The following is a 26,219-nucleotide window of genomic DNA, read 5'->3' as shown; positions in this document are numbered from 1 at the left end:
GTGCCTCCTTCTCCTCGGTTGCTGCGACCTACTCGGTTGCTGCGACGAAGACGCGCACGTCCCACGCGCCGAGTGAGACGGACGTGCCGGCCTGGAGCGCCCCGTCGGCCAGCACGTCGGTCAGCTCCACCGGCGCTTCGACCCGGGCGGGCTCGAAGCTCCAGTTGTGGACGACGTGGACGCGGCGGCCGTCGGCGGCCGTGCCGGTGGTGACCGTGACGGACGCGGGGAGGTCGCGCCAGCCGCTGCACGGCTGTGGCGCGAGCCAGGTGGCGAGCGCCCGGGCGAGGCCGCGGCCGGGGACCGTGCCGACGTGGGTGACGCGGCCGGCTCCGTGGCGGCGGGTGGTGAGCGCGGGCCAGCGTCCGAAGTGCGGGTGGTCGTACTCGCCGAGGACGTCGGCGTCGGCGACGGTCAGGCCGTCGACCCAGTGGGTCGCCGTGGCCTCCTCCGGCACCTCCAGGGGGCTGCCGGCCGCCGCCCGCACCGGGACGGCACGCGTGAGGTTGCTGAACTCGTCGTACGACACCCCCGCGGCCTCGGTGAGACGTCCGGGTGCCGCCTCGTGCCGGGCCCGGGCCTCGTGGTCGGCGTACCCCGTGCGGGGGCCGAGGACCAGATGGCCGCCCGCGTGGGCGTAGGCGGCGAGCCAGTCGAGCAGCTCGTCGGGGGCGATGTAGAGCGCCGGGACGACCAGGACCGGGTGGCGCAGCACGGCCTCCGCCGGGGTCAGGCCCTCGTTCTCGCCGCGGGGGTCGTGCAGTTGGCGGGCGTGCACGATGCGGACCTGGCGGCCGGCCTCGAAGGCACCGCGGTAGAAGGGGTCGAGGATGCGGTGGTAGGCGGCCGGATCCGGTTCGCCGGCAGCGTTCGCCAGCGGCGGGTACTTCTGCATCAGCCACTTGCTGGGCGTGTCGTAGACGACCGTGACGTCGGCGTCCGGTTCGAGGTCCGCGACGAGCGAACCCGCCCGGTCGAACTCGGCACCCAGCCGGGCGATCTCGGCGTAGGTCCGGCCGGGCTGACCGGTGTGCGGCAGGACTCCGCCCCAGTACGTCTCGGCGCCGAAGCGCAGCGTCTGCCACTGCCAGTACTCGATCATCCGCGCGCCGCGTGCCACGTGCGCCCAGGCGGCCTGGCGCCACTGACCGTCGTAGCCGGGCCGGTTGTCCCAGCAGAAGCCGATGGAGTTGGCGTTGGTCTCGGTGACCAGGAAGGGCGCCTGGCGGGAGGAGAACATCCAGTCCGCGGTCTGGTACATCGACCAGACGCCGGTGGTCTTCCAGACCTGCTCGTGCGCGTCGGGTGTGGGGTCGGGCAGCAGCAGTCCGTCCTGCATGTCGTAGTACGGGTTGCCGGAGGCGATGTCGAGCCGGGCGGACAGCTCGTCGTCCGCGACGCCCTGCCGGGTGTAGGAGATGCAGGTGGTGACGAACTGGCCGGGGCGGGCGTCCTCACGGACGATGTCCGCCTGCCAGCCGATGAACTCGGTGACCTGGCGGGCCTGGAACTCCCGCCAGGCGACGTCGTACTGGGGCTGTTCGTTGCCGTCCGGGGTCCACAGGTCGGCCCAGGTGGACAGCCGGTGCGACCAGTAGACCAGGCCCCACTCCCGGTTGAGGGTCTCGACGTCGCCGTACTTCTCCCGCAGGTGGTCGGTGAAGCGCTGGAAGACGCCGTGGTTGTGGAAGAGGTGCAGGCCCGGCTCGTTGTCCACCTGCCAGCCGATGACCGCCGGGTGGTCCGCGTACCGGGCGACGATCCTGCGGATGACGCGCTCGGCGAAGAACCGGAAGGCCGGGTGGGTGAAGTCGACCTCCTGGCGAGCGCCCCAGCCGATGCGCTCACCGGTGCGCCGCTCCCCCGTGATCTCGGGGTACTGGCGGGCCAGCCACGGCGGAACCGCGTAGGTGGGGGTGCCGAGGATGACCGAGATGCCGCGTTCGTGGGCGCCGTCGAGAACCGGCTGCAGCCAGTCGAGGTCGAAGCGACCGTTCTCGGGCTCCCAGGTCGACCAGACCGACTCCCCCACCCGGATCACGGTGAAGTGCGCCTCGGCCATCAGGTCGAGATCGGTCTTCAGCCGTTCGTCGGGCCGCAGGTCGGCGTCGTAGGAGGGCGTGTACTCGTGGTAGTACGCGGCACCGAACAGAACGCGGGCGGGCAGATCCGCCATGGGAGGAACCTCCGTGAACAAGAAGGGGGTACGGGGGGGCTGCGCGCCCTACTGCTTGACGCTGCCTGCGGCCAGGCCGCTCTGCCAGTAGCGCTGGAGCAGCAGGAAGGCCGCGACGAGCGGCACGATCGAGATCAGGGAACCGGTCAGGACGAGCGGGAGCATGTCGCTGTTGGCGCCCGCGCCACCGTTCTGCGCCCGCTCCGCCCAGGAGGACAGCCCGACCGTGATGGGGTACAGGTTCGGGTTGTTGAGCATGATCAGCGGCAGGAAGTAGTTGTTCCAGGTCGCCACGAGGGTGAAGAGCAGGACGGTCACCAGGCCGGGGGCCAGCAGGCGCAGCACGATCCCGAAGAAGATCCGTGCCTCGCCGGCCCCGTCGATGCGGGCCGCTTCAAGGAGGCTGTCCGGGACGGCGTCGGAGGCGTAGACGCGCATCAGGTACAGGCCGAAGGGGTTGACGAGGGAGGGGAGGATGACCGCCCACGGGGTGTTGACCAGGCCGACGCCTGCGAACAGCAGGTAGGTCGGGATCGCCAGGGCCGTGGCCGGGACCATGATGGCGCCGAGGACCAGGTTGAATGCCAGGCGGTCCCCGCGGAAGCGGAACTTGGCGAATCCGTAGCCCGCGGCGGCCGCGAGCAGGGCCGCGCCGAACGCGCTGACTCCGGCGTACAGGGCGCTGTTGACCAGCCAGTGCACGAAGACGCCGTCGTCCTGGGCGAAGGTCGCCCGGATGTTGGTCAGCAGCTGTGGGGCGTGCGAGAACCACAGGCCGAAGCTGTCGAACAGGCCTTGGGTGTTCTTGGTGGAGGCGATGAGCAGCCACAGCAGCGGCAGCAGGAAGTAGGCGAGGGCCGCCAGCATGGCGATCGTCAGCGGGGTGCTGCGCCGGGACCGGGACGGGCGGCGCGGTGGCGGCGACGCGGTGTGCTTCCGCTCGGGACTGCGAGCGGCGGTGGTGCCCGCGGGAGTGGTCATGGTCACGGGGTCCTCCTGCGGTTCGCCGTGAGCAGGACGCCGTAGGAGGCGATGACGATGACCAGGCCGAGGAGGAAGGAGACCGTGGCCGCGTAGTTGACCTGCTGGCCGGTGAAGGCGAGGGAGTAGGCGTACAGATTGGCGGTGTAGGAGCTGCTGATGACGTCGGGCGCGATCTTCATCAGCAGGTTCGGCTCGTTGAAGAGCTGGAAGCTGCCGATCACGGAGAACAGCAGGGTCAGCAGCAGGGCGGGTTTCAGCGCGGGCAGTTTGATGGACCTCGCGATGCGCCAGGGGCCGGCGCCGTCCATCGCAGCGGCCTCGTACAGCTCGTGCGGGATGGTCCGCAGGGCCGCGTACAGAATGATCATGTTGTAGCCGACGAACTCCCAGGTGACGACGTTGGCGAGGCTGCCGAGCATCCATCCGTCGCTGAGGAAGTTCGGGGCCGGGAAGCCGAGTTCGCGGCTCAGCTGGGCGAACGGGCCGAAGTCCGGCCCGTACAGATATCCCCACATGAGGGCCGCGACGACGCTCGGCACGGCGTACGGCACGAAGATGCCCAGCCGGATCACTCGGGCCAGCCGCAGCAGCCCGCTGTCCAGCGCGAGGGCGAACACCAGCGCCAGCCCCAGCATCAGCGGGACCTGGATGAGGAAGAACAGCGCCACGCGGCCGACACCGCGCAGCAGCAGGGGGTCGGTGAGTGCGGTGACGTAGTTGTCCAGGCCGACGAACACCGTCCCGCCGACGAGGCGTTCCTGGAAGAGGCTCAGGTAGGCGGCGTAGCCGAGCGGGGCGAGGAAGAGCAGCAGGAAGAGGATCAGGAACGGGGCGACGAACACGGGGCCGGCGACGCGGCGGCGACGCGGGCCGGCTCCCTTCGGCCTGGATGCGGGTGGTGCGGTGGCGGCGGTCATGTCACGTTCCCTTGACGGTGAAGCCCTGCTTCTTGGCGTACGTGGTCAGGCGGGTCTGCCAGGCGCCGAGCGCGGCGGCCGTGTCGGCCTTGGCGGCGAGGGACTTGCCGACGGTCTCGATCCAGTCGGTGGCCGCCTGGTCGTAGAAGGGCGGCCACTGGAAGGCGGGGTCGACCGTGTCGCCGATGGAGGCGAACAGCTCGTTGACCTTCTGCCCGCCGTAGAAGGGGGCGGCGTCACCGGTGAAGGAGGGGTCGGTGAGCAGGGCCTTGGTGGCCGGGAAGAAGGACTGCTCGGTGGCGAAGAGCTTCGCGCTTGCGGGGTCGCTGTTGAGGAACTGGGCGAACTGCGCGGCGGCGATGGCGTTCTTGGTCGATCGCAGGACGGCCGTGGTCGAGCCTCCCCAGTTGCCGGAGGCCGGCTTGGACGCGTCCCACTGGGGCAGCGGGGCCGCGCGCCACTTGCCGGCGGTGGACTTGGCCGAGCCGGACAGGAACGCCGGCCCCCAGGCCGCGGTGAGCCAGGTGGCGTACTTGCCCTTGTTGAAACCCGCGTACCAGCCGTCGGTGAAGTCGGGGTCGGTGCTGATGACGCCGTCCGCGGCGAGCCCGCCCCAGTACGCGCCGAGCTTCTTGGAGACGGCGTCGTCGACGCTGATGGACAGGTCGCTCTTGCCGGAGACGCCGTACGGGGTCGCGCCCGCCTGCCACAACAGGCCGTGCCAGGCGGCGGGTTCGTTGGCGGCGAAGTTGGTCAGGTAGAGGTTCGGGTCGGCCTTGTGCAGCTCGGGGGCCGCGGCGGCGAAGTCGTCCCAGGTCTTGGGGACCTGGATGCCGTGCCGGTCGAAGATGTCCTTGCGGTACAGCATGCCCATCGGACCGGTGTCCTGGGGTATCGCCCAGACCTCCCCCTTCGGGCCGCTGACCTGCCCCCACGTCCAGTCGACGAACTTCCCCTTGAGGGCCGAGGCGCCGTGCGGGCCCAGGTCGAGCAGGCTGTCGGTGATCGTGAAGGTCGGGACCGCCTGGTACTCGATCTGTGCCAGGTCCGGGGCTCCGCTGCCGGCCTTGAGCGCGGTGCGCAGCTTGGTGTAGTGCGTGATGCCCTGACCGGCGTTGACCACCTTGACCTTGATCGCGGGGTACTTCTTCTCGAAGAGGGCGACCTCCTTCTGGATGTTCGGGACCCAGGTCCAGAACGTGAGCTCGGTCGGCGTCCGCATCGCCTTGTCGACGTCGGACCGGCTGACCGGCTTGGCCGCGGCGGACGAGCCGCCCGAGGCGCCACCGCCGCCGCAGGCGGACAGGGCCGCACCGAGAGACACCGCTCCGGTGGCGGTGAGGAAGAGCCGGCGGCTCGGTGCGGACGAGGGGATGGAGGTTCTGGACATGCTGGACTCCCGCCGGGGCGAAGGAAGAGGGAGGGCAGAGGCCGGCAGCGGCATGCCCGGGGAATGCGAGGTGTGCGAAGCGTGGGAACCGGTGACCGCGGGCGTCGGGGTGGCCGAGCCGGGAAACAGGTCCTGCGAGGTGACGCGAGGTGGGTGCCCTGAGCAGGCCGGGCCCTGGACCGGTCGGAGACCTCAGGTGGTGGGCCTTGTGCGGGTGGGGAGTGCGGGACCGGGACGGTGCCGACGGCAGTCCGGCCATGTCGTGGTGCCTTCGCACTCCCTGCGTGTGGCGGGCGGGGAGTGACGTACCCGTCAGGCGGCCGGAGGGGCGTGGGCCTCGCCGGTCAGGGGCTGCACCGTATGTCGCAGCGGACCCGAGTCCGCCCGGGCCGGTGGCGGCGCGGTGGAGGAACGGACGACGAGCTCGACGGGTTGCTCCTGCGCGGTCGGCAGCTCCGCCTCCGGGTTCTCGATGGCGTGGACGAGCAGCCGCAGCCCCTCGCAGGCCACCGCGTCGAACGGCTGACGCACCGTCGTCAGCGGCGGGCGGACGTAGGCGGCCAGCGGGATGTCGTCGAAGCCGACCACGCTGACGTCCTGGGGCACCCGCAGACCGGCTTCGGTGAGGGCGCTGATCAGGCCGACGGCCATGTCGTCGTTGGCCGCGAACACCGCCGTGAGGTCGTTCCCGGCGGCCAGCCGGCGTCCTGCCGCGTACCCGGACGCGGCGGACCAGTCGCCCTCGGTGACCGAGGGCTGCTCACGGCCGCGCGCCGCGAGCGCCTGCCGCCAGCCCGCCAGCCGGTCCCGGGCGGCGAACCACCGTTCGGGCCCCGCGAGGTGATGGACCGTCGGGTGCCCCAGGTCCAGCAGGTGGTCGGTCGCGGCCCTGGCCAGCGCCTCGGAGTCGACCCCCGCGGCGATGGTCCGCTCCCCCGTGCGGGTGCCGGCCGGCGCCCCGAGGACGAGCACCGGAACCTCCGACGTGAGCGGACCGGCGTCCTCGTCGATGGGCTCCGACACGACGATGCCGTCCACGCCACGCTCCAGGAGTGACTGCACGGCGCCGGCGACGCCGCCCTGGTCGCCCTCGAGGGTGTTGACCACGCTCAGCGCGTATCCGGCGTTCCGCGCCGCCCGCTCGACACCGAGGAGCAGCGAGGCGGGACCGTAGAGGGCCGTTCCCAGCGCCACCACGCCGATGGTCCGGGACCGCCCGGAGGCGAGGGCCCGCGCCGCGTTGTTCAGCCGGTAGCCGAGCCGGTCGGCCGCCTCCAGCACGCGGCGGCGCACGTCCACCGAGACGTACCGCTCCCCGTTGAGGACCCGTGACACCGTCTTCTGGGAAACTCCCGCGGCTCTGGCCACGTCGACGCCTCGCGGCGAAGCGGGACTGCCCTCCCGCCCCCTTGCTCGCGTCATGGCGTCTCCCGGTGTGCGGCGGATCGGATGTGTGGACGGCCTCGGTCGCCCGAAGGTGTCGTCGGGTGACTGCGCTGTCATGACTGCGCAGACATATCTACGCAGTAGCGCGCGCCACGTCAAGAGTTCGCGCGAAGTCGGCTTCTTCCGCGGCCCGGGACCCGGGGGCCGCGCCTGCTGGTCTGGACCGGGACGGCCGGGTGGCCGGGCCGGCACGAACGGAGGTGCGCCGGGCGTGCGGACAGGTCGGCGGGCTCAGTCGACCGGCTGGAGGTCAGGGCCGGTCCCCTCTACGTCTGGCCACCCCGCCGCCACAGGCGTAGCTTCTCCGGGTTGCGGACGGCCCAGATTCCGGTGACGCGCCCCGCGGAGACGTCGAACGATGCCACGGTCAGGACGACGCCGGCCCGCTGGGCCACCAGGCCCGGCCTGCCGTTGACCGAACGCTCCAGGAGTTCGAGTCCCGGCGCCATGTCGGCGATGGCGACCATGTACGGGGCGATGCGCGTGCCGCCCTCGATCGGGCGCCGTGCGGCACCCGCCACACCGCCGCCGTCGGCGGTCATCACGGCGGCCGGATCGAGCAGACGGACCAGGGCGGCGATGTCCTTGCTCTCCCAGGCTTCCTTGACGTGCCGCACGACATCGGCCTGGCCGGTCGTCCTCTCCTGGGAGCGGGCCGCGCCCACCCGCCGCCGGGCGGATGCGGCAAGTTGCTTGCAGGCACCGGGAGTTCGGCCGAGCACGTCGGCGATCTCGGCGAACGGGTAACGGAAGACGTCGTGCAGGACGAACGCCACCCGCTCGGCGGGCGTCATCGACTCCAGGACGACGAGGAAGGCCACGGTCACCGATTCGTCCAGGACGATCTGATCCGCGGGATCCGCGGGGCCGGTGGGGCCGGAGCCGTCCACGGGGCCCCACTCGGCGCGGTCGGGCAGCGGCTCGGGCAGCCACGCGCCGACATAGCGTTCACGGCGGGCCCGGGCCGAGCCGAGCAGGTCCAGGCAGATGCGGCTGGTCACCGTCGTCAGCCAGGCACCGGGGGAAAGGATCTCCTCCCGTCGGCTTCGCGGCAGCGCGTACCAGCGTGCGTAGGCGTCCTGCACGGCGTCCTCGGCCTCGGTGACCGAGCCGAGCAAGCGGTAGGCGACATTGATCAGTTGGCGTTGCTCGCCGGCTGTCTCATCCGTGCCGGTCCCGGCCGTTCCCATAAGTCGGCGTCCCCCTCGCCTTACCTTTCGCGCTCCCGCGTCGTCGGGCTGTCGAGACCTTATCGATCTCCTGCCCGAGGGCGGAAGAGAGGACTGCGACATGGCCACTCGGATGACAGCGGCGGCACGGCGCGGCACCGTTTTCCTGCAGATCGCGATCGCCCTGCAGACCCTGACGATCTTCCTCCAGGCGGTGTCCGCCGGGTTGCTGCTGACCTCGTCCTACGGGGAGACACTGCACAGTGTCGGGGCGCGGGTGATGTACGGGGCGTCGATGCTGTACGTGCTGGCGGCGGTGCTGGCGTGGAAGCCGGGCGGCGGCACGCCCCGCCCGATCTGGTACGCGTCGGGTTTCCTCGCGCTCGCCTCGCTCCAGGTCGTGCTCGGCATCGCGCACGTCCCGTCGCTCCATCTCCCCCTGGGCGTGCTGATGTTCGGACTGAGCGTGCTGGCGCTGGCCCCGGCGGTGAGATCCGGCACGGGGCCCGCCGGAGCGAACTAGGCCGAGCGGTCCGCCCTGCGGCTGTCGAGGACCCATGCGCCTCGCTGTCGAAAAACCATGCGCCTCACGCGTTTCGAGCCTCCGCGATTCGGCCAACCCCGGGGCCGACGGGAGCGGCCCCAGCAACGAGCCGCTGCTGTCGATCCCTTGTGCGGCAAGGGACTCGGCGCGTCCGAATCGAGCGCGTTCGAATCAGGGGCCATGTCGTTAGGCCGTGCACCGCCGGGCCGTCCGGGCGCGGCACGGACCTCCAGGAGGGCCCCAGGTGACAGTGACCCATGCCTCGACCGCTGACGAGAACACTCCGCCTCCTCCCCCGCCCGCGACCCTCGCGTTCGGCGGGCAGTACGGCAAGAACCCGCTGGCAGACGCCGGTTTCGCAGCCATGTGCCGCCGCCTGCCGTCCGTACTCGCACACACCGCGCGGAAGGCGTGGGCCGTCGACAGGACCGGCGTCGTGCTGCTCCTCGCGTGCCAGCTCCTCACCGGCGTCGCAGCGGCCGTCGTCCTCGCGTTCACCGCGCAGGCCATGACGCACGTCCTCGGCAGCGGCACCGTTGCCGAACGCCTGCACGGCGCGCTGCCGGCCCTGATCGTGGTGACGGCGGCCGCGGCCGTCGGCCGGGTGACCAGTGCCCTCTCCTCCTACGCCGACGGCAGGATCACTCCGCTGCTGACGACCGAGGCCGACATCGCCCTGGTCGCCGCAGTGTGCCGGGTGGAGACCTCCGCCTACGGTGAGGACGGCTTCGCCGACCGGCAGGAGGCTGCCGAAGTCGGGGTCACCCGCACCCGGATGATGGTCCAGGACGCCCAGCGGTTCCTGTCGGCGCTGATCCGCATGATCGCCGCGAGCGGAGTCATCACCGCACTGCACCCGCTGATGCTGCCCCTGCTGCTCCTGGCCGTCCTCCCGGCCGGCGCCGGGGCCGTCCTGTCCGCCCGCGTCGACTACGAGACCCACTACCTCAACGTGGGCGACCGCAACGTGCGCTCCATGATGCGCTGGTGGGCCACGTACTCCCGATTCGGCGACGAGGTCCGCGCCAACGGCATGACCGGTTACCTCGTCTTCTGGTACCGGGCCCTGTCCGACCGGATCGACCAGCGCACCCTCACCGCGGCCCCGCGCCTGCTGCGCATCGTGCTGACCACCAGCGCCCTCGGCGGAGTGTTCCTGCTGTGCACCTGGGCCACCCTCGCGTGGCTGGCCGCCGAAGGCCGGGTGGCCCTGCCCGTCGCCGCCACGGCCGTCGTCGCCGTGCAGACCACGCTCGCCGCGCTCGGCCAGTTCGTCATCCACGGTGCCGCGATGTTCCACACCTCGCTCTACCTGGCCGACATGCGGGCCTTCCTCGACATGGCCGCCGAACGCGCCCCGCGGCGCGGTGAGCTGACCATCCCGGAGCGCGTCGAGGAGATCCGTCTCGACGAGGTCGCGTACCGATACCCGGGCAAGGAGGAACCGGCCGTGGCGGGGGTGTCGCTCGCCCTGCGGCGGGGCGAGATCCTGGCGATCGTCGGCGAGAACGGCTCAGGCAAGTCGACCCTCGCCAAGCTCATCACCGGCATCCTCCTCGCCGACAAGGGACGCGTGCTGTGGGACGGCGTCGACCTGGCCCACGCCGACCCCGACGCCGTGTGGAAACGGACCGCGCTCGTACCGCAGAACTTCGCCTGCTGGCCGCTGCGCGCCCGCGAGAACATCACCCTCGGGCAGCCGAAGAGCTTCGACGACGGTCCCGTGTGGGACGTCGTCGACGCCGTGGGCATGCGTGAGGCCATCGAGAAGCTGCCCCGCCGACTCGACACCCTGCTCGCCAAGGAACTGTGGGGCGGCGCCGAACTCTCCGGCGGGCAGTGGCAGCGGCTGGTGTGCGGACGCGCCCTGTACCGCCGGACGCCGCTGCTGATCCTGGACGAGCCGACATCCCAGATGGACGCCCGCGGCGAGCACGCGATCTTCCTGGAGATCAAGAGGATCGCCGCCGAGCGCATGACGATCGTCGTCACCCACCAACTGGCGAACACCCGTCTCGCCGACCGCGTCCTCGTCATGGACCAGGGCCGGGTCGTCGAGCAGGGGACGTACGAGGAGCTCGTCCACGCCGGTGGCCTGTTCGCCGAACTCGTCGCGCTGGCCGAGGACCGCTGACAGCGACCGGGGGCGTGCCCGTGGCGTCGCGGGCACGCCCCCGCCGTGCCGAGTGGAACAATCGACCGTACGAGTCCGCAGCACGGAAGCCGGTCAGCACGCCGTGGAACGACCAGCCGTCCCCTTTCCTCCCTCGCCGTGGCACCTCACCGGCGACATGATCGTCTCGCTCTGGCGCGTCCCCGTGGGCGAGCTCCCGCCCTGGTCCCTGCCGTCCGGGGCCCGCCCGTGGATCATGCGGCGCCGCACGACCCTGGTCACCTTCTGGGTCGACTACCGGCCCGGGGGCGTGCTCACCTACCGCGAGTTCCTCATCGCCCTGGTCGTGCGCCACGGACGCCGCCTCGCCGCCACCAGCGTGGCCGCCTGGGTCGACGACGAACGGTCCCTCGCCGGGGGACGCGCCTTGTGGGGCATCCCGAAAGAGCTGGGCGCGATCACCTTCCGTGCGGAGGGCCGGAGCACCCGGGGCGAGCTGACCGCTCCCGGGACACCGAGCGCCCGCCTGACGTACCGCGATGTGCTGCGGCTGCCCTGCCGCATGCCGGCCCGCGCCCACCTGCTCCAGCAGTCGTCCGACGGTACGCGGTGCCGCGTCCCCATGCGGATCAGCGGACGGCCTGCCCTCGGCCGCGGCAGCGTCACGACCGGGCTGGAAGATCCCTTGTCCGTCCTCGGCCGGCATCGGCCGCTCTTCTCGTTCGCACTCCGCGACTTCCGCAGCGTCGTGGGCAGCTGAGCCGCGCGGTGCCTCGCCCGGTGTCCCGGCGCTCAGCGGTCACTTCTGGCCGGCGTCGCGCCGGCCCCGCACGGCGTGCGGAATCCGCGGAACGTCACGTGCTTCCGGGTGGCGAAGCCGAGCCGTTCGTAGAGTGCGAGCGCGCCGGTGTTGGCCTCCGCCACGTGCAGGAAGGGGCGCTCGCCCCGGGCGACGACGCGTGCGATGAGTGCGCCGATCAGGCGGACCGCATGGCCCTGCCCGCGCGCCTCGGGTGCGGTGCAGACGGCACTGATCTCCGTCCACCCGGGAGGCCTCAGCCGCTCCCCCACCATCGCCACCAGCGCACCACCGTCGCGGATACCGAGGTAGGTGCCGAGCTCGTGCGTCCGGGGCCAGAAGGGTCCCGGTCGGGTCCGCTCGACGAGGCCGAGCATCTCGGGCACGTCCTCCGCACCGAGTTCGACCACGCCGGAGTCGAACCCCTCAGCCGGGGGATCCGGGACGCCGTCGCCGGCCCAGATCATCTGGCGGCCCTCGAGGACGAAGACCGGTTCCCAGTCCGGCGGCGGTATCGCCGGACAGCTGAACATGTCGGCGAACTCACCCGGTCCCAGCAACGTGGCCAGGTCGTCCCACGCCGCCGCGTCCGGCTCGGCCGGCACCGAGGAGAACGTCGCGACCCCGGGTATGTAGGTGGCGGCGCCGCCGAGCCGGCGGGCGAGGTGCGTGTGGTGCCGGCGGAGCGACTCGCCCACCGGGTCGTCGAGTGCGGCGTCGCCGGGCCCCGTCATCTGCTGTGCCTTTCCGTTTCCCGCCGGAGTCGGCCGGCCGGCAGGCCGACGCGGACATCCGATACCGGCAGCCATGCTAGTCAGCCCATCTCGACCGCATCGGGGCAGTCCGCCGACCGACCCATGTCCGATGGCCCCGGGACGCAGCGCCTCCCGGGGGCAACGGCACGGCGCTACCTGAGATACGCGGCCAGCGGCATGTTCTGCCGGCGGACGTCACCGGCGACGAGTCCGGCGATCCGCTGCGCGCCGTACGTCTCGAAGTGGGTGTGGTCGTCGCAGAAGAAGGCGCCCACGGGGCCCGATCCGAAGTCTCCGTTGTGCGGGCAGAAGCGCAGGCTGTTGTAGAGCGAGACGCTGAGCGCGTGCAGGTCGACGACCGGCGCCCCGGTGGCGGATCCGACGGCGAAGGTCTCGTTCACGAAGCCGCGGTTCTTCGTCGCCGTGCTTCCGGAGCAGGTGATCGCGGCGACCGGCGTGAGCAGCACCGGGTGCGCTCCCCGGGCCAGGGCGGCCTGCACCATCGTGGTCATCAGCTGCCGGTAGCGGGCGGGGCCCACGTGCCGGGGGCAGGTCGAGGAGGAGTCGTTGATGCCGAACTGGATGAACAGGTAGTCGCCCGCCTTCATCCCGGTGCTCGCGTTCAGCATCGACTGCCAGCGCGACGAGTAGGCACTGGATGTGAGACGGCACTCGCCGTCCGAGCCCTTGGTGCTGCTGACGTTCCCCTCGTACATCCAGGTCTGGATGCTGCGGCCGCCCACGGCCTGGTTCTTGACGGTGACGTCGGCGTTGAACAGAGCGTCGAACTGGCTGCCCCAGCCGACCGGGCAGCGGGCGGAGCCCGGGTTGGCCATGGTCGAGTCGCCGGCCAGCCACACCGTGACCGGCTGGGCGGCCGCTCTGACGGCGGGGGCGGCGGTCCCGGAGCACCGCGTCGCGGTACCGACGGCCGCTGAGGCGGCGCCGAGTCCGAGGGCCGACAGGGCGAGCACCAGCACGGCGGTGATGACGGTCCGTAAGTTCTTCATCGGTTTCCCTCCAGGGGACTGGCGTCCCGTGCGTCGGTCAGCGCAGGTGGGCGGCGAGAGGCAGGTTCTGCTCACGGACGGCCTGGAGCAGCAGGCCGCCCATCCGGGTCGCTCCGTCCTGCGAGAAGTGGGTGTTGTCCGTGACGCCGTCCACGGAGGAGCGGAGGAAGAGCTGGGCGGAGGCGGACGGTCCGAGGGACTCGACCAGCGTCTTGCTCCGGGCGGTCAGGTCGATCACCGGGACACGCTGAGCCACACCGACCGCGCGCATCTCGGCGGGCAGGTCCACGCCGACGCCGTTGACGTGCAGTGCCGTGGCGGTCAGCCGGTTGCCGTCGAACAACCGGCGGACCGGGGGCGTCACAAGCACCGGGACACCGCCCTTGCCGCGGACCCGCGAGATCATGGTGGTGAGGTTGTTCCGGTAGGCGGACGCGCTGGTCTGCTTGTCGTTGTGGCCGAACTGGATGAAGACCGGGTCGTTCGCCTTGACCTTGGCCAGCAGTGCGGGCAGCAGTGCCGAGTTGCTGACGAAGCTTCCCGAACTCTCCCCGGAGTCTCCGTAGTTGGCGATGACAGCGCCGGGGCGTACCGAAGAGGTGATCATCTGCCCCCAGCCGGTGTAGGGAGCGGTGGGCTGGTCGCACACGGTCGAGTCACCGGCCAGGTAGGCGACCAGCGGCTGGGCCGCCGGTTTCACCGAGACGGCCGAGACCTGCGGGCCGGAGCCCGTGAAGCGGAGGTCCAGCCCGGGGTTCCCGGTGCCACCCTGACCGGTCGGCTGTCCCTCCGGCTGGCGCACGTTGACGGTGAACGCATAGGTCGCGAGGGCCCCGGCCGCCGTTCTCGTGGCAGGGAGCATCAGCCGCCGGGACTCGGCCCACATCTCGGTCTGTCCGGCGGCGGCACCCCCGATGGAGACCGTGACGTCGTAGTTGCCCGGTGCGACGCCGTAATGGCAGGTGATCACCGAGGCGCCGGAGCAGCCGGCCGGCAGCGCCTGCGGCGCGGCGGCTGCCCGCTGGGCCGCTCCGGGGGCCGCCAAGGCCGCCAGGGTCAGCAGGCCCGCCGTCGTCAGCCGGGCGGCATGTCCGCCACGGCGCCGGGATGGCATGTTCGGCGTTTCGCGTCGGGTGAGCGCGGCGGCGGGGGCTCCGGCGGTCGCGGTGGCTTCGAACAGCTTCCGGCGGCTGCTCCGAGCATGAACGGGGGTCCGGGGCATGGTCGCTCCTCCCTGCCCGCCGGGCGCGCACGGGGTGCGTCGCGGCCGGCGGGCAGCGGGTCGTGGGGGGGGTGTTCCGGTCGTGGGGGGATGTTCCGGGACTGGGGGTTGATCCGCCTGCGCAGACTGGGAGCGTTCACAACCTGTCATCCGGCCACGGGGCACTCCCTCCTCGCCGGGGAGGACTGCGGGTGCGGAGATCCGTGACCTGCCTTCAGGCGCGCCGGATTCACGGGTGGTTCGACCGATTCGACTGCCCTCGGCCACGGTCAGCCGTGAGGCGTCCCACGCAGTGTTCTCGCGCCGCCACCCGACTGTCAATCCATGACGCACGAGAAACTCACTGATCCGAACAGGGCCGAACAGTGGACCCGACACAATCCTTGACGAGGCATCAGCCCGTTCTTACGCTCCCTCCACATGGGAGCGTTCCCATACCCCCCACACACCGGAGGCCACCGTGAACGACCCGCACCGGCGTCCCCGCTCCGCGCCACGATCGTGGCGGTCCCCCCACCGGACGGGCAGCCGTTTCGTCGGCTGCCTCTCCGCCGCCGCGCTCGCCGTCTCCGCACTCGTCGCACTGCCACAGACCGCCCAGGCGGCGACCGCCCGGCAGGTCGAGAAGCTCGACCGCGGCCTGTCCAGCGTGTACACCGGCAGCGGAAACCTGGTGTCCTGGCGGTGGCTGGCGACCGACCCGAACGACGTGTCGTTCAACGTGTACCGGGGCGGCACCAGACTCAACTCCTCGCCCGTCACCGCCTCGACGAACTACTTCGACTCGGGGGCCGCGGCCTCGGCCGACTACACGGTGCGCCCGGTGGTCAACGGCACCGAGCAGGCGGCGTCCGCGCCCGCCGTCCAGTTCCGCACGGGCTACAAGGACGTGCCGATCTCCCCGCCCGCGGGCGGCACCGCCCCGGGGGACTCGGCCTACACCTACGAGGCCAACGACGCCTCCGTGGGCGACCTCGACGGCGACGGCGCCCTCGACCTGGTCCTGAAGTGGCAGCCCACCAACGCCAAGGACAATTCCCAGTCCGGCTACACCGGCAACACCATCGTGGACGGCATCAAGCTCGACGGCACCCGGCTGTGGCGCATCGACCTGGGCCGCAACATCCGCTCCGGCGCCCACTACACGCAGTTCCAGGTGTACGACTACGACGGCGACGGCAAGGCCGAGGTCGCCATGAAGACCGCCGACGGCACCCGCGACGGCACCGGCGCGGTCATCGGCTCCTCTTCCGCCGACCACCGCAACTCCAGCGGCTACGTCCTGTCCGGGCCCGAGTTCCTGACCATGTTCAACGGCCAGACGGGCAAGGCGATGCAGACCGTGGACTACGTCCCGGGCCGCGGCACCGTGTCCTCCTGGGGCGACAACTACGGCAACCGCGTCGACCGTTTCCTGGCCGGTACCGCCTACCTCGACGGCGCCCGCCCCTCCCTGATCATGGCGCGCGGCTACTACACCCGTACGGTGATAGCCGCCTGGGACTGGCGGAACGGCTCCTTCACCCGCCGCTGGACCTTCGACACGACGTCCTCGAGCAACAGCGGCAAGGGCTACGACGGCCAGGGCAACCACAGCCTCTCCGTCGCCGACGTCGACGCCGACGGCAAGGACGAGATCGTCTACGGCGCGATGACCGTCGACGACAACGGCAGCGGCCTGTGGACCACCAGGCTCGGGCACGGCGACGCCGGCCACGTCGGTGACCTGAACCCGTCCCGTCCGGGCCTCGAGTACTTCAAGGTCTCGGAGGACTCGAGCAAGCCCGGCTCCTGGATGGCCGACGCCCGCACCGGCGAGAGGCTGTGGCAGACGGCGTCGGGTTCCGACAACGGCCGCGGTGTCGCCGCCGACATCTACGCCGGCAGCCCGGGGGCGGAAGCCTGGTCCGCCTCCGACAGCACCCTGCGTTCCGCCACCGGCGCCTCCCTGGGCCGGGAGCCCTCCAGCGTCAACTTCCTGTCCTGGTGGGACGGCGACCCGGTCCGCGAGCTCCTGGACGGCACCCGCATCGACAAGTACGGCACCTCCGGCGACACCCGGCTGCTCACCGGCTCCGGTGTGGCCTCCAACAACGGCACCAAGTCCACCCCGGCCCTGTCCGGTGACATCCTCGGCGACTGGCGCGAGGAGGTCGTCTGGCGCACGGGAGACAACCGGGCGCTGAGGATCTACTCGACGCCGCACCAGACCAGCACCAAGATCACCACCCTGCTCCACGACACCCAGTACCGCACGGCCCTGGCCTGGCAGAACACGGCCTACAACCAGCCCCCGCACCCGAGCTTCTTCATCGGCAACGCCATGCCGACGGCGCCCCGGCCGACGGTCTACACACCCTGATCCCCCGGCACTTGCCTCTACTGCGATCGTAGTAGAGGCAAGTGTCTGCGTTCGGCCAACGACGAGAGATCAGCGGACTGCGAGCCTGAGGGTGTGCCGGGATTCCGGCCCGTGTTCCTCTGGAAAGGCTCGTCGATGTCCCCTCTCGCCCGCTGGTGCCACCGGCACCGGCTCGCCGTCGTCCTGGCCTGGGTGGGCCTGCTGATCGCGCTGGGCGGTGCGGTCGGCGCGGCCGGCAGCAGCTTCGGCAACAGCCCGCTCTCGCAGGACACCGACTCGGCCAGGGCGACGGCTCTGCTCCAGAGGGGCGCGAGCAGCGCGGCGGGCAAGAGCGGCCGGGTCGTCTGGCAGGTGAGTGACGGCAAGGTCACCGACGGCGCGGCCGAGCGGGCCATGACCGGAGCCCTGAAGCGCATCGCCGACGCCCCGGGCGTCGCCTCGGTGACCGACCCCTACACTCCCGCCGGCCGTGCCCAGCTCAGCGAGGACGGCAGGACGGCGTACGCGACGGTCGCGTTCGACGACGGCGTGGACGACGCCCGGATCGACCATGTGAAGGACCTGGCGACGGCTCCGGAGTCGGGAAGTCTGCACATCGCGCTCAACGGGCAGGCGTTCACCGTCAACCCGGAGCCGAACGCGGTCGCCGACGCCATGGGCATCGTGCTCGCCTTCATCGTGCTGCTGTTCGTCTTCCGGGCGGTGTGGGTGGCGGCGCTGCCCATCATCACGGCCATCGCCGGCGTCGGCACCTCCGCGGTCACGGTGATGCTGCTGAGCCACGTCATCACGCTCTCCGACACCACACTGACCCTGGGTTCGCTGATCGGCCTGGGCGTGGGCATCGACTACGCCCTGTTCATCGTCAACCGGCACCGCGGCAACCTGATGGCGGGCATGAGCGTGGGCGAGTCGGTCGCCACCTCCCTCAACACCTCCGGCCGGGCCGTGGTGTTCGCCGGTCTGACCGTCGTCGTCGCGCTGCTGGGCATGCTCACCCTGAACGTCGGCATCATCAACGGCATGGCGATCGGCGCGGCCATCACCGTCACCCTGACCGTGCTGGCCGCCCTCACCCTGCTGCCCGCGCTGCTGGGCCTGATCGGCACGAGGGTCCTCGGCCGCGCCGGGCGTCGCGTCCGCGCCGGACACGGAGGAGCCCCGGCGGGCGGCGCCGGACTGTGGGGCCGCTGGGCCGAGCGCGTCCAGGCACGGCCCAAGGTACTGGGGCTGGTCGGGCTCGTGGTGCTGGCGGCCCTCGCACTTCCGACGCTGTCCCTGCGGCTGGGCGCGTCCGACGACGGCAACCTGCCCACGTCCTCGACGAACCGTCAGGCGTACGACATGATCGCGGACGGTTTCGGCCCTGGCTTCAACGGCCCGCTCGTCCTCGCGGTCCAGGCCCCCACCGCCGCAGACAAGGCGGCACAGGCGGAACTGGTCACCGCTCTGAAGCAGGTCGACGGTGTCGCCGGTGTCGGCGCCGCGCCCATGAAGGAGGGGCAGACGGTCGGCGTGGTCTCCGTCGTCCCGACGACCTCACCGCAGTCGGAGGCCACCTCCGACCTGATCCACCACCTGCGTGACGACGTCATCCCGCAGGCGGAGCGGGGGACGTCCATGAAGGTCTACGTGGGGGGAGTCACCGCGAGCAACGACGACTTCGCGTCGGTCCTGATGGGCAAGCTGCCGGTGTTCGTTCTGGTGATCGCCGTGCTCGGTTTCCTGTTGCTGACGGTCGCCTTCCGCAGTCTGCTCATTCCGGCGGTCGGCGCGCTGCTGAACATCCTCAGCATCGGCGTGGCCTTCGGCGCGATCGTCGTCGTCTTCCAGTACGGGTTCGGCGCCGGGCTCCTCGGCCTCGGTGCCGCGGGACCGATCGAGTCGTTCGTGCCGATCCTGGTCGTCGGCATCATGTTCGGCCTGTCCATGGACTACCAGGTCTTCCTGGTCAGCCGGATGCGCGAGGAATGGGCGCACACCGGTGACAGCCGTCGCGCGGTGCGGGTCGGGCAGGCGGAGACCGGCAAGGTGATCGCCGTGGCCGCCGCCATCATGGTCTGCGTCTTCGGCTCGTTCGTGTTCGGCGGCATGCGGGTCATCTCCGAGTTCGGCGTCAGCCTGGCGGTGGCCGTGGCCCTGGACGCCCTGCTGATCCGCATGGTCGTCGTGCCGGCGCTCATGCACCTGTGCGGACGGGCCAACTGGTGGCTGCCCCGCCGACTGGACCGGGCACTGCCCCGCGTCTCGATCGAGGGTCCCGCGCAGGAGCCGGTGCAGCCGCCCCGGGCGGTCCGGGAACCGGAGACGGCCGGATTCCGAGGCTGACGGACATCGGCGCAAGGCGCGAACCGGGTGGCGGGGCTGACGCACCGTCGCCCCGGGCCGCGCTGCGTAGAGTGGGGGAGTGCAGGTGGTGGCGGTGACTCGACGATTGCTGGTCCGTCACGAGCGGCTCAGGGACGGGCTTCCGGCCGCGGTACTGGTTCTGGTGGCCGCGGTGGCGAGCGCTGGGGGCGAGGGAGGTTCCGGCTGGCACGCGCCCCGGGTGGGCGCGGCGGCCTGGACGGCGCTCGCGTGCGCACCCCTTGTCGTGCGCAGCCGATGGCCGCTGCCCGTCGTCCTCGCCTCGCTGGCCGTCGATCTGACCCATATGGCCATCGTGCCGACCGTCTCCCTGGCACCGGCGGCGAGCCTGGTGGCGCTCTACACCCTCGCCACCCGCAGCAGCCGGCGTACCGCCTGGACCGCCGGCCTCATCGCGTCGGCCCTGATCACGGCCGTCTACGCGGTCGCCGACTCCGAGCCGCCTCTCGCGGGCACCAGTCTGCTCCGCTTCGACCTCGCGATCGCGGCCACCGCGCTGGGCGACGCCGTCCGCACCCGCCGCCGGCACCTCGCAGAAGTCGAGGCGCGGGCCCAACGCGCCGAGCGCACCCGCGAGGAGGAGGCCCGGCGCCGGGTCACCGAGGAGCGGGTCCGCATCGCCCGCGAACTGCACGACGTCGTCGCCCACCACATCACCCTGGTCAACGCCCAGGCGGGCGTGGCCCACCACCTCATGCGCAACGATCCCGACCGCGCGTACGAGGCACTGGCCCACATCAAGGACAACAGTCGTGCCGCGCTCGACGAACTGCGCGCGACCGTGGGCCTGTTGCGCCAGCCCGACGACGGGCCCGACTCCCGCGCGCCCATCCCGGGACTGGCCGATCTCGACGCCCTGGTCGGCGGGGTGCGGGCGGGCGGGCTGTCCGTACAGGTGGTCCCTACCGGCACCCCCCGGCCTATCGCGCCCACCACGGAACTGACGGCCTACCGGATCGTCCAGGAAGCACTCACCAACACCCACAAACACGCGTCGGCGACGCGGGCGGAGGTGGCGCTGGACTACGGACGGGACCGGTTGCGGGTCACGGTGACGGACGACGGCCGCCCCGGCGCCTCCCCCGGCCCCGGCTCCGGTCACGGTCTGATCGGCATGCACGAGCGTGCGACCGCCATCGGCGGGACGGTCACCGCCGGGCCGCTGCCCGGCGGCGGCTTCCAGGTCGTCGCCGAACTCCCGCTGGCCCTCGCCCCCGCGTCCGCCTGACCCCACGAGGTAAGAGTCACCCATGACGATCCGTGTCCTGCTCGCCGACGACCAGGCCCTGCTGCGGGGCACCTTCCGGCTGCTCATCGACGCCCAGCAGGACATGGAGGTCGTCGCGGAGGCGTCCAACGGGCGGGAGGCGGCGGAACTGGCCCGCTCCGCGCGCGCCGATGTGGTGGTGATGGACATCCGGATGCCGGAGGTCGACGGCATCGAGGCCACCCGGCTCATCGGCCGGGACGAGGATCTGGCCGGGGTGAAGGTGCTGGTGCTCACCACGTTCGAGGTGGACGAGTTCGTCGTCGAGGCACTGCGGGCCGGTGCGAGCGGCTTCCTCGGCAAGGGCGTCGAACCGGCCGAACTCCTCCAGGCGATCCGGCTGGTCGCGGCCGGTGAGGCGCTGCTCTCACCGGCCGCGACCAAGGGCCTGATCGCCCGGTTCCTCTCCCAGCCCTCCCCCGGCGCCCTCGCCGATCCCGAACGGCTGGCCACACTGACGCCCCGGGAGCGCCAGGTCATGCAGCTGGTGGCCACGGGCCTGTCCAACGACGACATCGCCGAGCGGCTCTTCGTCACCCCGGTGACCGTCAAGACCCACGCCAACCGGGCCATGGCCAAGCTCGGCGCCCGGGACAGAGCCCAACTGGTGGTCATGGCCTACGAGAGCGGGCTGGTCCGCGCCGGGGAGACACGGACCTGACCGGCACCCCTACCGGGTCGCGTCACGCTCCGGTGGGTGCGGTGCGCGGGGCCTCGGCGTCGGCACGCCGGAACGCCCACTCCAGGCGGGGCTCCAGTACGGGGCGGAACAGCCGCCGCACGGGCGGGCTGCACAGGGCTGTCATGACGCCGGCTGCCACAAGGGTGACCGTGATCTCGCCGACGGGACGATGGATCCAGTCGGGGCCGAACCAGCCGAAGTGCTTGGCTCCCTGGACGGCGAAGCCGTGCAGCAGGTAGCCGTACAGCGTCCCCGCCCCGAGGGCGGTGAACCATGTGCGCCGTCCCGGGATCCAGGCGAGGAAGCAGGCGACGAGGAGCAGGGAACAGCCGAAGAGGGCCAGGGTCATCACGGGCCCGTACCAGCCGGGGGCGCCCAGTTCCTCGGCGCTGGAGCGGTGGAAGAGCCAGGCGTAGTCCCACCGGGGTGTGATCCAGTACGCCCCGGCGAGGGCGCCGGCGAAGACGGGCAGGGACAGCAGGCGCATCTCCCGTCGGCGCACCAGCCGGAAGTGCTCCGGCTTCAGCAGCAGACCGAGCACGAAGTAGGGCAGGAACTGCAGGACGCGTTGGAGATCGAGGTCGTCGCCGATGGACGGCGAGAGGGTCGCCAGGGCCGCGACGACGAGGGCGACCGGCAGCGGCCACCGCAGGAGCTTCCAGATCGGGGTGGTCAGCCGCCAGATGAACAGGGCCGCCAGGAACCACGTCAGGTACAGGGGACTCAGCAGGCTGATGGCACGGTCGGGGTCGCCGCTCGTCCAGCGGGTGTAGTAGGTGTACGCCACCTCGAAGACGACGTAGGGCACGACCACGGTGGTGACCAGGCGTTTGATCCGCTCCGGGCCGGCGTCGAAGCTGCGTGAGAAGTAGCCGGAGATGACGATGAACGCCGGCATGTGGAAGGCGTAGACGAGGGTGTAGAGCGCGGTGACGGCGCGGCTCCCCTCGCGCAGCGGCTCCCAGGCGTGTCCGACGGCCACCAGGACGATGGCCAGGTACTTGGCGTTGTCGAAGAACGAGTCTCTGGGCTTGGCCGCTCGGGCCGACGGCAGGTCGCCGGTCGCCCGGCCGCTCGCGGCACGGGGGACAGCGGGTGGGGAGTGCCGTGTCTCTCGGTCGCCGCTCGGGGGCAGCGTGCGCGGGCCGGCGTTTCCTTGCGGTTGAAGCCCGGACAGACCAGAACACCTCTTTCGTCATGTGTCGGTGGATCCCGCCTCCGATCACATCACGAAAGTTCATCGATTGCGTAATCGCGCAACCGTGACAGGCCCGATCGGATCGGTCAGGCGTCGCGCAGCGCCTTCTCGATCTCACCGAGCGAGCGGGTCAGCCTCCCGTAGTCCGCGGGGGTCACCGGCGCCACGAAGTACCGCTCGACGACCGCCGCGTGGACCGCGGCCGCCCGCAGGAACACCGTACGCCCCTGCCCGGTCGGCTCGACCAGGACGCTTCTACGGTCCCCCGGAGCCGGTACGCGCCGCACCAGGCCGGCGTCCTCCATGCGGTCGATCAGGCGGGTGATGCCGCTGCTGGTGAGCGTGAGGTCGTCGGCGAGCCGACGTTGCGAGATCTCCTCGTCAGGGTGCCGGCAGAGCCGGATGAGGACCTCGAACATCGTGTGGCCGATCTCGCACTCCTTGCGCAGAGCCGTGTCGATCCGCTGTTCCAGTCGGGTGGCGGCCTTGATCAGCAGGCCGAAGTCGTGCACGAGCGGGCTGTCGGCTGCTTGTGCGGCTGCGTCGTTCTCTCGTTTCGCGATGTTCACCCGGCCGACTTTAGTGCTTCTTCACCTACTGCCGTCTCAATTACTGAGCAATCAATTGCTGAATAGTCAACGAAATCATACGGTGGGGCCCACCACACGGCACGACGACAGAGAGGGAGGTCAATGGACCTTCGGCATTGGCTCGGCCGGGCCGACGACGCGATACGGCAGTGGGCCGACACCTTCGGCCCCTATGAGCAGCACCCGTCCCTCCTCGTCGACGACGACCGTTTCGCCGCCGCCTTCGAGGAGCTGACCGGGAGGCTGAAGGAGAACTATCCCTTCTTCCACCCGCGCTACGCGGGGCAGATGCTCAAGCCCCCGCACCCGGCGGCGATCGTCGGCCACCTCACCACCATGTTGATCAACCCCAACAACCACGCCCTGGACGGCGGCCCCGCCACCGCCCGCATGGAACGCGAGGCCGTCGCGCAACTGGCCACGATGTTCGGCTTCGCGACCCACCTCGGCCACCTCACCACCAGCGGCACGATCGCCAACCTCGAGGCCCTCTTCGTCGCCCGCGAGCTCCATCCCGGCCGCGGCATCGCCTACAGCGCCGACGCCCACTACACCCACGGCCGCATGTGCCATGTCCTGGGCATGAAGGGGTACCCGATCCCGACCGACGACCGCGGCCGCATCAGCTTCGACGCGCTCGAGGACGTCCTGCGGACGGGAGAGGTCGGCACGGTCGTGCTCACCACCGGCACCACCGGCCTCGGAGCGGTCGACCAGGTCCACGAGGCCCTCGCCCTCAAGGAGCGCTACGGCGTCCGGCTCCACGTCGACGCCGCGTACGGCGGCTTCTTCACCCTGCTCGCCGGCGCCGACGGGCCGGAGGGACTCCCCCCACAGCCCTGGCGGGCGATCGCCCGGTGCGACTCGGTCGTCGTCGATCCGCACAAGCACGGACTCCAGCCCTACGGCTGTGGTGCCGTCCTCTTCCGCGACCCCGAGGTGGGCCGCTTCTACCTGCACGACTCGCCCTACACGTACTTCACCTCCAGCGAACTGCACCTCGGCGAGATCAGCCTGGAGTGCTCCCGCGCCGGTGCCTCGGCCGCGGCCCTGTGGCTCACCTTCCGGGTGCTCCCGCCCACGCCCGACGGGCTGGGCCGTGTCCTCGGGGCCGGGCGACGGGCCGCCCTGCACTGGGCCGAGCTGATCACCGCCTCGGACGAGCTGGAGCTGTACCAGCAGCCCGAGCTGGACATCGTCGGCTACTTCCCCGCGGTGGAGCCCGCCACCCTCAGCGCCGTCGACGCGGCGTCGGCACGCATCCTGACCGACGGCATGACCGGCTCCGATCCCGTTTTCCTGAGCACCCTCAGGGCCGACCGGGACGCCTTCACGGCGCGCCACCCGCGGGTCACCGCCGACGCCGACGGCGCCCGCATCCTGCGCAGTGCCCTGATGAAGCCGGAGTCCGAGGACCATGTGCAACGCCTCCATGACCGGGTCGCGCGCCTCGCCCGGCCATGAGCGCCGCCCACGCGGGTCACGTCAGGTCATGGTCACCTCGGAGCGCGTACGCCTCGGCGAGGAGGAGGTAGCTGCTGGCGGTCCAGGTGTAGGCGCGGTCGCGCAGGCCCGTTCCGGCAAGGGCGTCGAAGTTCTCGGCGAAGCCGTGGGCCTCGCACAGAGCACGGAAACGGCTGCTGATGTCGTCCGCCAGCCGGTGGTGCCCGGCTCGGCGCAGGCCGTCCTCGACGAGGACGGTGGCGGGAGCCCAGATGGGACCGCGCCAGTAACCGTCGTCGAGGTAGTGGGGGGAGGTGGGCAGTTCGGTGGCGAGGCCGTACGGGGTCAGGTGGGCCTTGATGTGGTCGGCCAGGGCGCCGCTGACGTGGCCGGGCAGATGCTCGCCCAGCACGATGGGCATCAGGTCGAGGAGACTGGCGCTGCCCCAGGTGTCCCCCGTACCGACGCCCCGGGCGACGAAGCGGTCGTCCCTCCAGAGCTGGTCCAGCAGTGCCGCCTGGGTCTCCTGGGCGGACCGCGCCCACTCGCGAGCCTCGTCATCCCGGCCCAACTCCTCTGCCAAATAGGTGAGTTCGTGGAGCTGGAGGACGAGGAAGGCGGAGAGGTCGGCGGTCTCGACCACCCGCTCGGGGTCGAAGGTGGTGGCGTTGTCCCAGCCGCTGTCGTTGCCGTGCTGGTAGTGGGGGAAGGCGGCGCCGGGGGCGCGCCGGGCGGTGAGCCAGAAGTTCGTCCAGCGTTCCAGCCGCCGGTAGGTCTCGCCCAGTTCAGCCGGGCTGGGAGGTGCTGGCAGGCGGCGGCGCAGGCGACCGAAGGCCCAGCCGTGGATGGGCGGTTTGACGAAGTTGTAGAGGACCTCGGAGTGGGTCACCGAGTCGGGCAGGGCGCCGCTGGAGTCCTGGTGGTCGAAGGGCAGGGCGAACTGGTCCTGTGCCAGTTCCGGGCAACCGGGGGCCAGGGCGAGGGCGTTGAAGCAGTGGTCCCAGCTCCACACCTTGTCCATCCAGTGCTTGGACATCAGCACCGCGGGCCGGGTGACCAGACCGGTCGGGTTCACGGTGGCCGACCACACGACGTAGGCGGCCAGTTCGGCGGCCGGAGTGGCCGACGAGCGCCAGGGAGCCACGACGTCCACGAACCGGGCGAACGAGGCCTGCGCGGACGCCGCGATGTCGTCGAAGGCCGCGGCGGGCGTGTACGTCGGGCGGGCGGCCTCGAGTTCCTCGATCGCGATCTCCCAGCTCCCGTCCGCCGCCGCGGCCGTGGCGAGACCGCGCTCGCCGCTGCCCAGCATCTGGGCGCCGGTCGCGTCGAGGGTGCCGGACAGCGCGGTGACGCGGTACCGGCGTCCCGTCTCGTAGGAGGTGAACACATGGGCGCCGGCGGCGGCGTCGTGGAAGAAGTAGGTCCCGCTGAACGGCGTCAGGGTCGGGGCGGCCGCCCGTACGGCGATGCCCAGGCCGTTCCCGCGCAGTCGCACGGTGTCCGGCGACTCGTAGGCGAGGTCGACACGTCCCTCGGCGCCGATCCAGCTGAGCAGGTCCGGTCTCGCCTCCACCCGGGTCTCGGACCGGTCTCCGGTGACCGGGTCCAGGGGTGTCAGGCTCAGGACGGCGTGCATGCCGTTCTGGTGGGAGACGAGGTGGAGATCCTCGGCGTACGTCTTCTCCGCCACCACGGGCGAGATGCCGAACCAGGATCCGTAGGTGCTGAAGGGGATGTCCTGGACGGAGAAGGCCGGGCCGGAGCGGTCGGCGGTCATGAGGT

20 protein-coding genes are annotated in these 26,219 nt (G+C 71.3%); 8 read left to right on the top strand and 12 right to left on the bottom strand.

Features of this window, described 5'->3' with window-relative positions:
* Positions 1–28: 28 nt before the first annotated feature.
* The 6 genes from AB0B29_RS33820 to sigJ all read right to left on the bottom strand — a co-directional run bounded on the left by AB0B29_RS33820 (position 29) and on the right by sigJ (position 8,103).
* Entirely contained in the window at positions 29–2,176 is a 2,148-nt protein-coding gene (locus AB0B29_RS33820) for a beta-galactosidase (RefSeq protein WP_362245877.1), read from the bottom strand.
* A gap of 48 nt (positions 2,177–2,224) precedes the next feature.
* Positions 2,225–3,157, bottom strand: a complete 933-nt coding sequence (locus tag AB0B29_RS33815) for a carbohydrate ABC transporter permease (protein WP_362245937.1) — start codon at positions 3,155–3,157, stop codon at positions 2,225–2,227.
* A gap of 2 nt (positions 3,158–3,159) precedes the next feature.
* Complete coding sequence (locus AB0B29_RS33810) at positions 3,160–4,077, bottom strand: carbohydrate ABC transporter permease (protein WP_362245875.1); 918 nt, start codon at positions 4,075–4,077, stop codon at positions 3,160–3,162.
* Between the two features lies 1 nt (position 4,078).
* Positions 4,079–5,467, bottom strand: a complete 1,389-nt coding sequence (locus tag AB0B29_RS33805) for an ABC transporter substrate-binding protein (RefSeq protein WP_362245873.1) — start codon at positions 5,465–5,467, stop codon at positions 4,079–4,081.
* A 312-nt stretch (positions 5,468–5,779) separates the two neighbouring features.
* A complete protein-coding gene (locus tag AB0B29_RS33800; RefSeq protein WP_362245871.1) occupies positions 5,780–6,889 on the bottom strand; it encodes a LacI family DNA-binding transcriptional regulator in 1,110 nt (369 codons plus the stop codon).
* A 290-nt stretch (positions 6,890–7,179) separates the two neighbouring features.
* The gene (gene sigJ, locus AB0B29_RS33795; protein ID WP_362245869.1) at positions 7,180–8,103 is read right to left on the bottom strand and encodes an RNA polymerase sigma factor SigJ; all 924 of its coding nucleotides are present in this window, start codon (positions 8,101–8,103) and stop codon (positions 7,180–7,182) included.
* 100 nt (positions 8,104–8,203) lie between these two features.
* Between sigJ and AB0B29_RS33790 the strand changes: the two genes are divergently transcribed.
* The 3 genes from AB0B29_RS33790 (at position 8,204) to AB0B29_RS33780 (ending at position 11,499) form a co-directional block, all read left to right on the top strand.
* Positions 8,204–8,605 (top strand): hypothetical protein, encoded by a 402-nt coding sequence (locus AB0B29_RS33790; protein ID WP_362245867.1) that lies wholly within the window; start codon positions 8,204–8,206, stop codon positions 8,603–8,605.
* A 271-nt stretch (positions 8,606–8,876) separates the two neighbouring features.
* Positions 8,877–10,760 carry an ATP-binding cassette domain-containing protein gene (locus tag AB0B29_RS33785; RefSeq protein ID WP_362245935.1) on the top strand — a complete coding sequence of 628 codons (1,884 nt, stop codon included), beginning with the start codon at positions 8,877–8,879 and terminating at the stop codon, positions 10,758–10,760.
* Between the two features lie 103 nt (positions 10,761–10,863).
* On the top strand, positions 10,864–11,499 hold the full coding sequence (locus tag AB0B29_RS33780; RefSeq protein WP_362245865.1) for an acetoacetate decarboxylase family protein: 636 nt from the start codon (positions 10,864–10,866) through the stop codon (positions 11,497–11,499).
* 32 nt (positions 11,500–11,531) lie between these two features.
* On the opposite strand, the gene AB0B29_RS33775 is transcribed toward AB0B29_RS33780, so the two are convergent.
* From AB0B29_RS33775 to AB0B29_RS33765, 3 genes are all read right to left on the bottom strand, one after another.
* Positions 11,532–12,272, bottom strand: a complete 741-nt coding sequence (locus tag AB0B29_RS33775) for a GNAT family N-acetyltransferase (protein ID WP_362245863.1) — start codon at positions 12,270–12,272, stop codon at positions 11,532–11,534.
* Positions 12,273–12,445: 173 nt separating this feature from the next.
* Positions 12,446–13,303, bottom strand: a complete 858-nt coding sequence (locus tag AB0B29_RS33770) for a GDSL-type esterase/lipase family protein (protein ID WP_362245861.1) — start codon at positions 13,301–13,303, stop codon at positions 12,446–12,448.
* A gap of 37 nt (positions 13,304–13,340) precedes the next feature.
* Positions 13,341–14,525, bottom strand: coding sequence for a rhamnogalacturonan acetylesterase (locus AB0B29_RS33765; protein WP_362245859.1), 1,185 nt, complete (start codon positions 14,523–14,525; stop codon positions 13,341–13,343).
* 460 nt (positions 14,526–14,985) lie between these two features.
* On the opposite strand from AB0B29_RS33765, the gene AB0B29_RS33760 reads away from it, so the two are divergent.
* The 4 genes from AB0B29_RS33760 (at position 14,986) to AB0B29_RS33745 (ending at position 21,182) form a co-directional block, all read left to right on the top strand.
* A complete protein-coding gene (locus tag AB0B29_RS33760; protein WP_436845938.1) occupies positions 14,986–16,887 on the top strand; it encodes a rhamnogalacturonan lyase in 1,902 nt (633 codons plus the stop codon).
* Between the two features lie 135 nt (positions 16,888–17,022).
* Positions 17,023–19,215, top strand: a complete 2,193-nt coding sequence (locus tag AB0B29_RS33755; RefSeq protein ID WP_362245857.1) for an MMPL family transporter — start codon at positions 17,023–17,025, stop codon at positions 19,213–19,215.
* Positions 19,216–19,309: 94 nt separating this feature from the next.
* Positions 19,310–20,482, top strand: coding sequence for a sensor histidine kinase (locus tag AB0B29_RS33750; RefSeq protein WP_362245855.1), 1,173 nt, complete (start codon positions 19,310–19,312; stop codon positions 20,480–20,482).
* Between the two features lie 22 nt (positions 20,483–20,504).
* Positions 20,505–21,182, top strand: coding sequence for a response regulator transcription factor (locus AB0B29_RS33745; RefSeq protein WP_362245853.1), 678 nt, complete (start codon positions 20,505–20,507; stop codon positions 21,180–21,182).
* Between the two features lie 22 nt (positions 21,183–21,204).
* On the opposite strand, the gene AB0B29_RS33740 is transcribed toward AB0B29_RS33745, so the two are convergent.
* Together AB0B29_RS33740 and AB0B29_RS33735 are read right to left on the bottom strand one after the other, a co-directional pair.
* Positions 21,205–22,338 carry an acyltransferase family protein gene (locus tag AB0B29_RS33740; RefSeq protein WP_436845942.1) on the bottom strand — a complete coding sequence of 378 codons (1,134 nt, stop codon included), beginning with the start codon at positions 22,336–22,338 and terminating at the stop codon, positions 21,205–21,207.
* A 149-nt stretch (positions 22,339–22,487) separates the two neighbouring features.
* Positions 22,488–22,970 carry a MarR family winged helix-turn-helix transcriptional regulator gene (locus AB0B29_RS33735; protein ID WP_362245851.1) on the bottom strand — a complete coding sequence of 161 codons (483 nt, stop codon included), beginning with the start codon at positions 22,968–22,970 and terminating at the stop codon, positions 22,488–22,490.
* A 123-nt stretch (positions 22,971–23,093) separates the two neighbouring features.
* Between AB0B29_RS33735 and AB0B29_RS33730 the strand changes: the two genes are divergently transcribed.
* Positions 23,094–24,455, top strand: a complete 1,362-nt coding sequence (locus AB0B29_RS33730; RefSeq protein ID WP_362245849.1) for a pyridoxal phosphate-dependent decarboxylase family protein — start codon at positions 23,094–23,096, stop codon at positions 24,453–24,455.
* A 16-nt stretch (positions 24,456–24,471) separates the two neighbouring features.
* Here AB0B29_RS33730 and AB0B29_RS33725 read toward each other — a convergent pair whose 3' ends face one another.
* Positions 24,472–26,214: an amylo-alpha-1,6-glucosidase gene (locus AB0B29_RS33725; RefSeq protein WP_362245847.1), complete on the bottom strand. Its 1,743-nt coding sequence runs from the start codon at positions 26,212–26,214 to the stop codon at positions 24,472–24,474.
* Positions 26,215–26,219 lie beyond the last annotated feature (5 nt).

Source organism: Streptomyces tibetensis (genome assembly GCF_040647715.1).
Classification (GTDB): Bacteria; Actinomycetota; Actinomycetes; order Streptomycetales; family Streptomycetaceae; genus Streptomyces; species Streptomyces tibetensis_A.
The sequence above is the reverse complement of the archived record's forward strand: the minus strand, read 5'-3'. Positions and strand labels throughout refer to the sequence as shown.

What these genes read in the sequence shown, in the direction of transcription:
- AB0B29_RS33820 (WP_362245877.1), bottom strand. Translation starts at nt 2,176, where the DNA reads ATGGCGGATCTGCCCGCCCGCGTTCTGTTCGGTGCCGCGTACTACCAC.
- AB0B29_RS33815 (WP_362245937.1), bottom strand. Translation starts at nt 3,157, where the DNA reads ATGACCACTCCCGCGGGCACCACCGCCGCTCGCAGTCCCGAGCGGAAG.
- AB0B29_RS33810 (WP_362245875.1), bottom strand. Translation starts at nt 4,077, where the DNA reads ATGACCGCCGCCACCGCACCACCCGCATCCAGGCCGAAGGGAGCCGGC.
- AB0B29_RS33805 (WP_362245873.1), bottom strand. Translation starts at nt 5,467, where the DNA reads ATGTCCAGAACCTCCATCCCCTCGTCCGCACCGAGCCGCCGGCTCTTC.
- AB0B29_RS33800 (WP_362245871.1), bottom strand. Translation starts at nt 6,889, where the DNA reads ATGACGCGAGCAAGGGGGCGGGAGGGCAGTCCCGCTTCGCCGCGAGGC.
- sigJ (WP_362245869.1), bottom strand. Translation starts at nt 8,103, where the DNA reads ATGGGAACGGCCGGGACCGGCACGGATGAGACAGCCGGCGAGCAACGC.
- AB0B29_RS33790 (WP_362245867.1), top strand. Translation starts at nt 8,204, where the DNA reads ATGGCCACTCGGATGACAGCGGCGGCACGGCGCGGCACCGTTTTCCTG.
- AB0B29_RS33775 (WP_362245863.1), bottom strand. Translation starts at nt 12,272, where the DNA reads ATGACGGGGCCCGGCGACGCCGCACTCGACGACCCGGTGGGCGAGTCG.
- AB0B29_RS33770 (WP_362245861.1), bottom strand. Translation starts at nt 13,303, where the DNA reads ATGAAGAACTTACGGACCGTCATCACCGCCGTGCTGGTGCTCGCCCTG.
- AB0B29_RS33765 (WP_362245859.1), bottom strand. Translation starts at nt 14,525, where the DNA reads ATGCCCCGGACCCCCGTTCATGCTCGGAGCAGCCGCCGGAAGCTGTTC.
- AB0B29_RS33755 (WP_362245857.1), top strand. Translation starts at nt 17,023, where the DNA reads ATGTCCCCTCTCGCCCGCTGGTGCCACCGGCACCGGCTCGCCGTCGTC.
- AB0B29_RS33745 (WP_362245853.1), top strand. Translation starts at nt 20,505, where the DNA reads ATGACGATCCGTGTCCTGCTCGCCGACGACCAGGCCCTGCTGCGGGGC.
- AB0B29_RS33730 (WP_362245849.1), top strand. Translation starts at nt 23,094, where the DNA reads ATGGACCTTCGGCATTGGCTCGGCCGGGCCGACGACGCGATACGGCAG.
- AB0B29_RS33725 (WP_362245847.1), bottom strand. Translation starts at nt 26,214, where the DNA reads ATGACCGCCGACCGCTCCGGCCCGGCCTTCTCCGTCCAGGACATCCCC.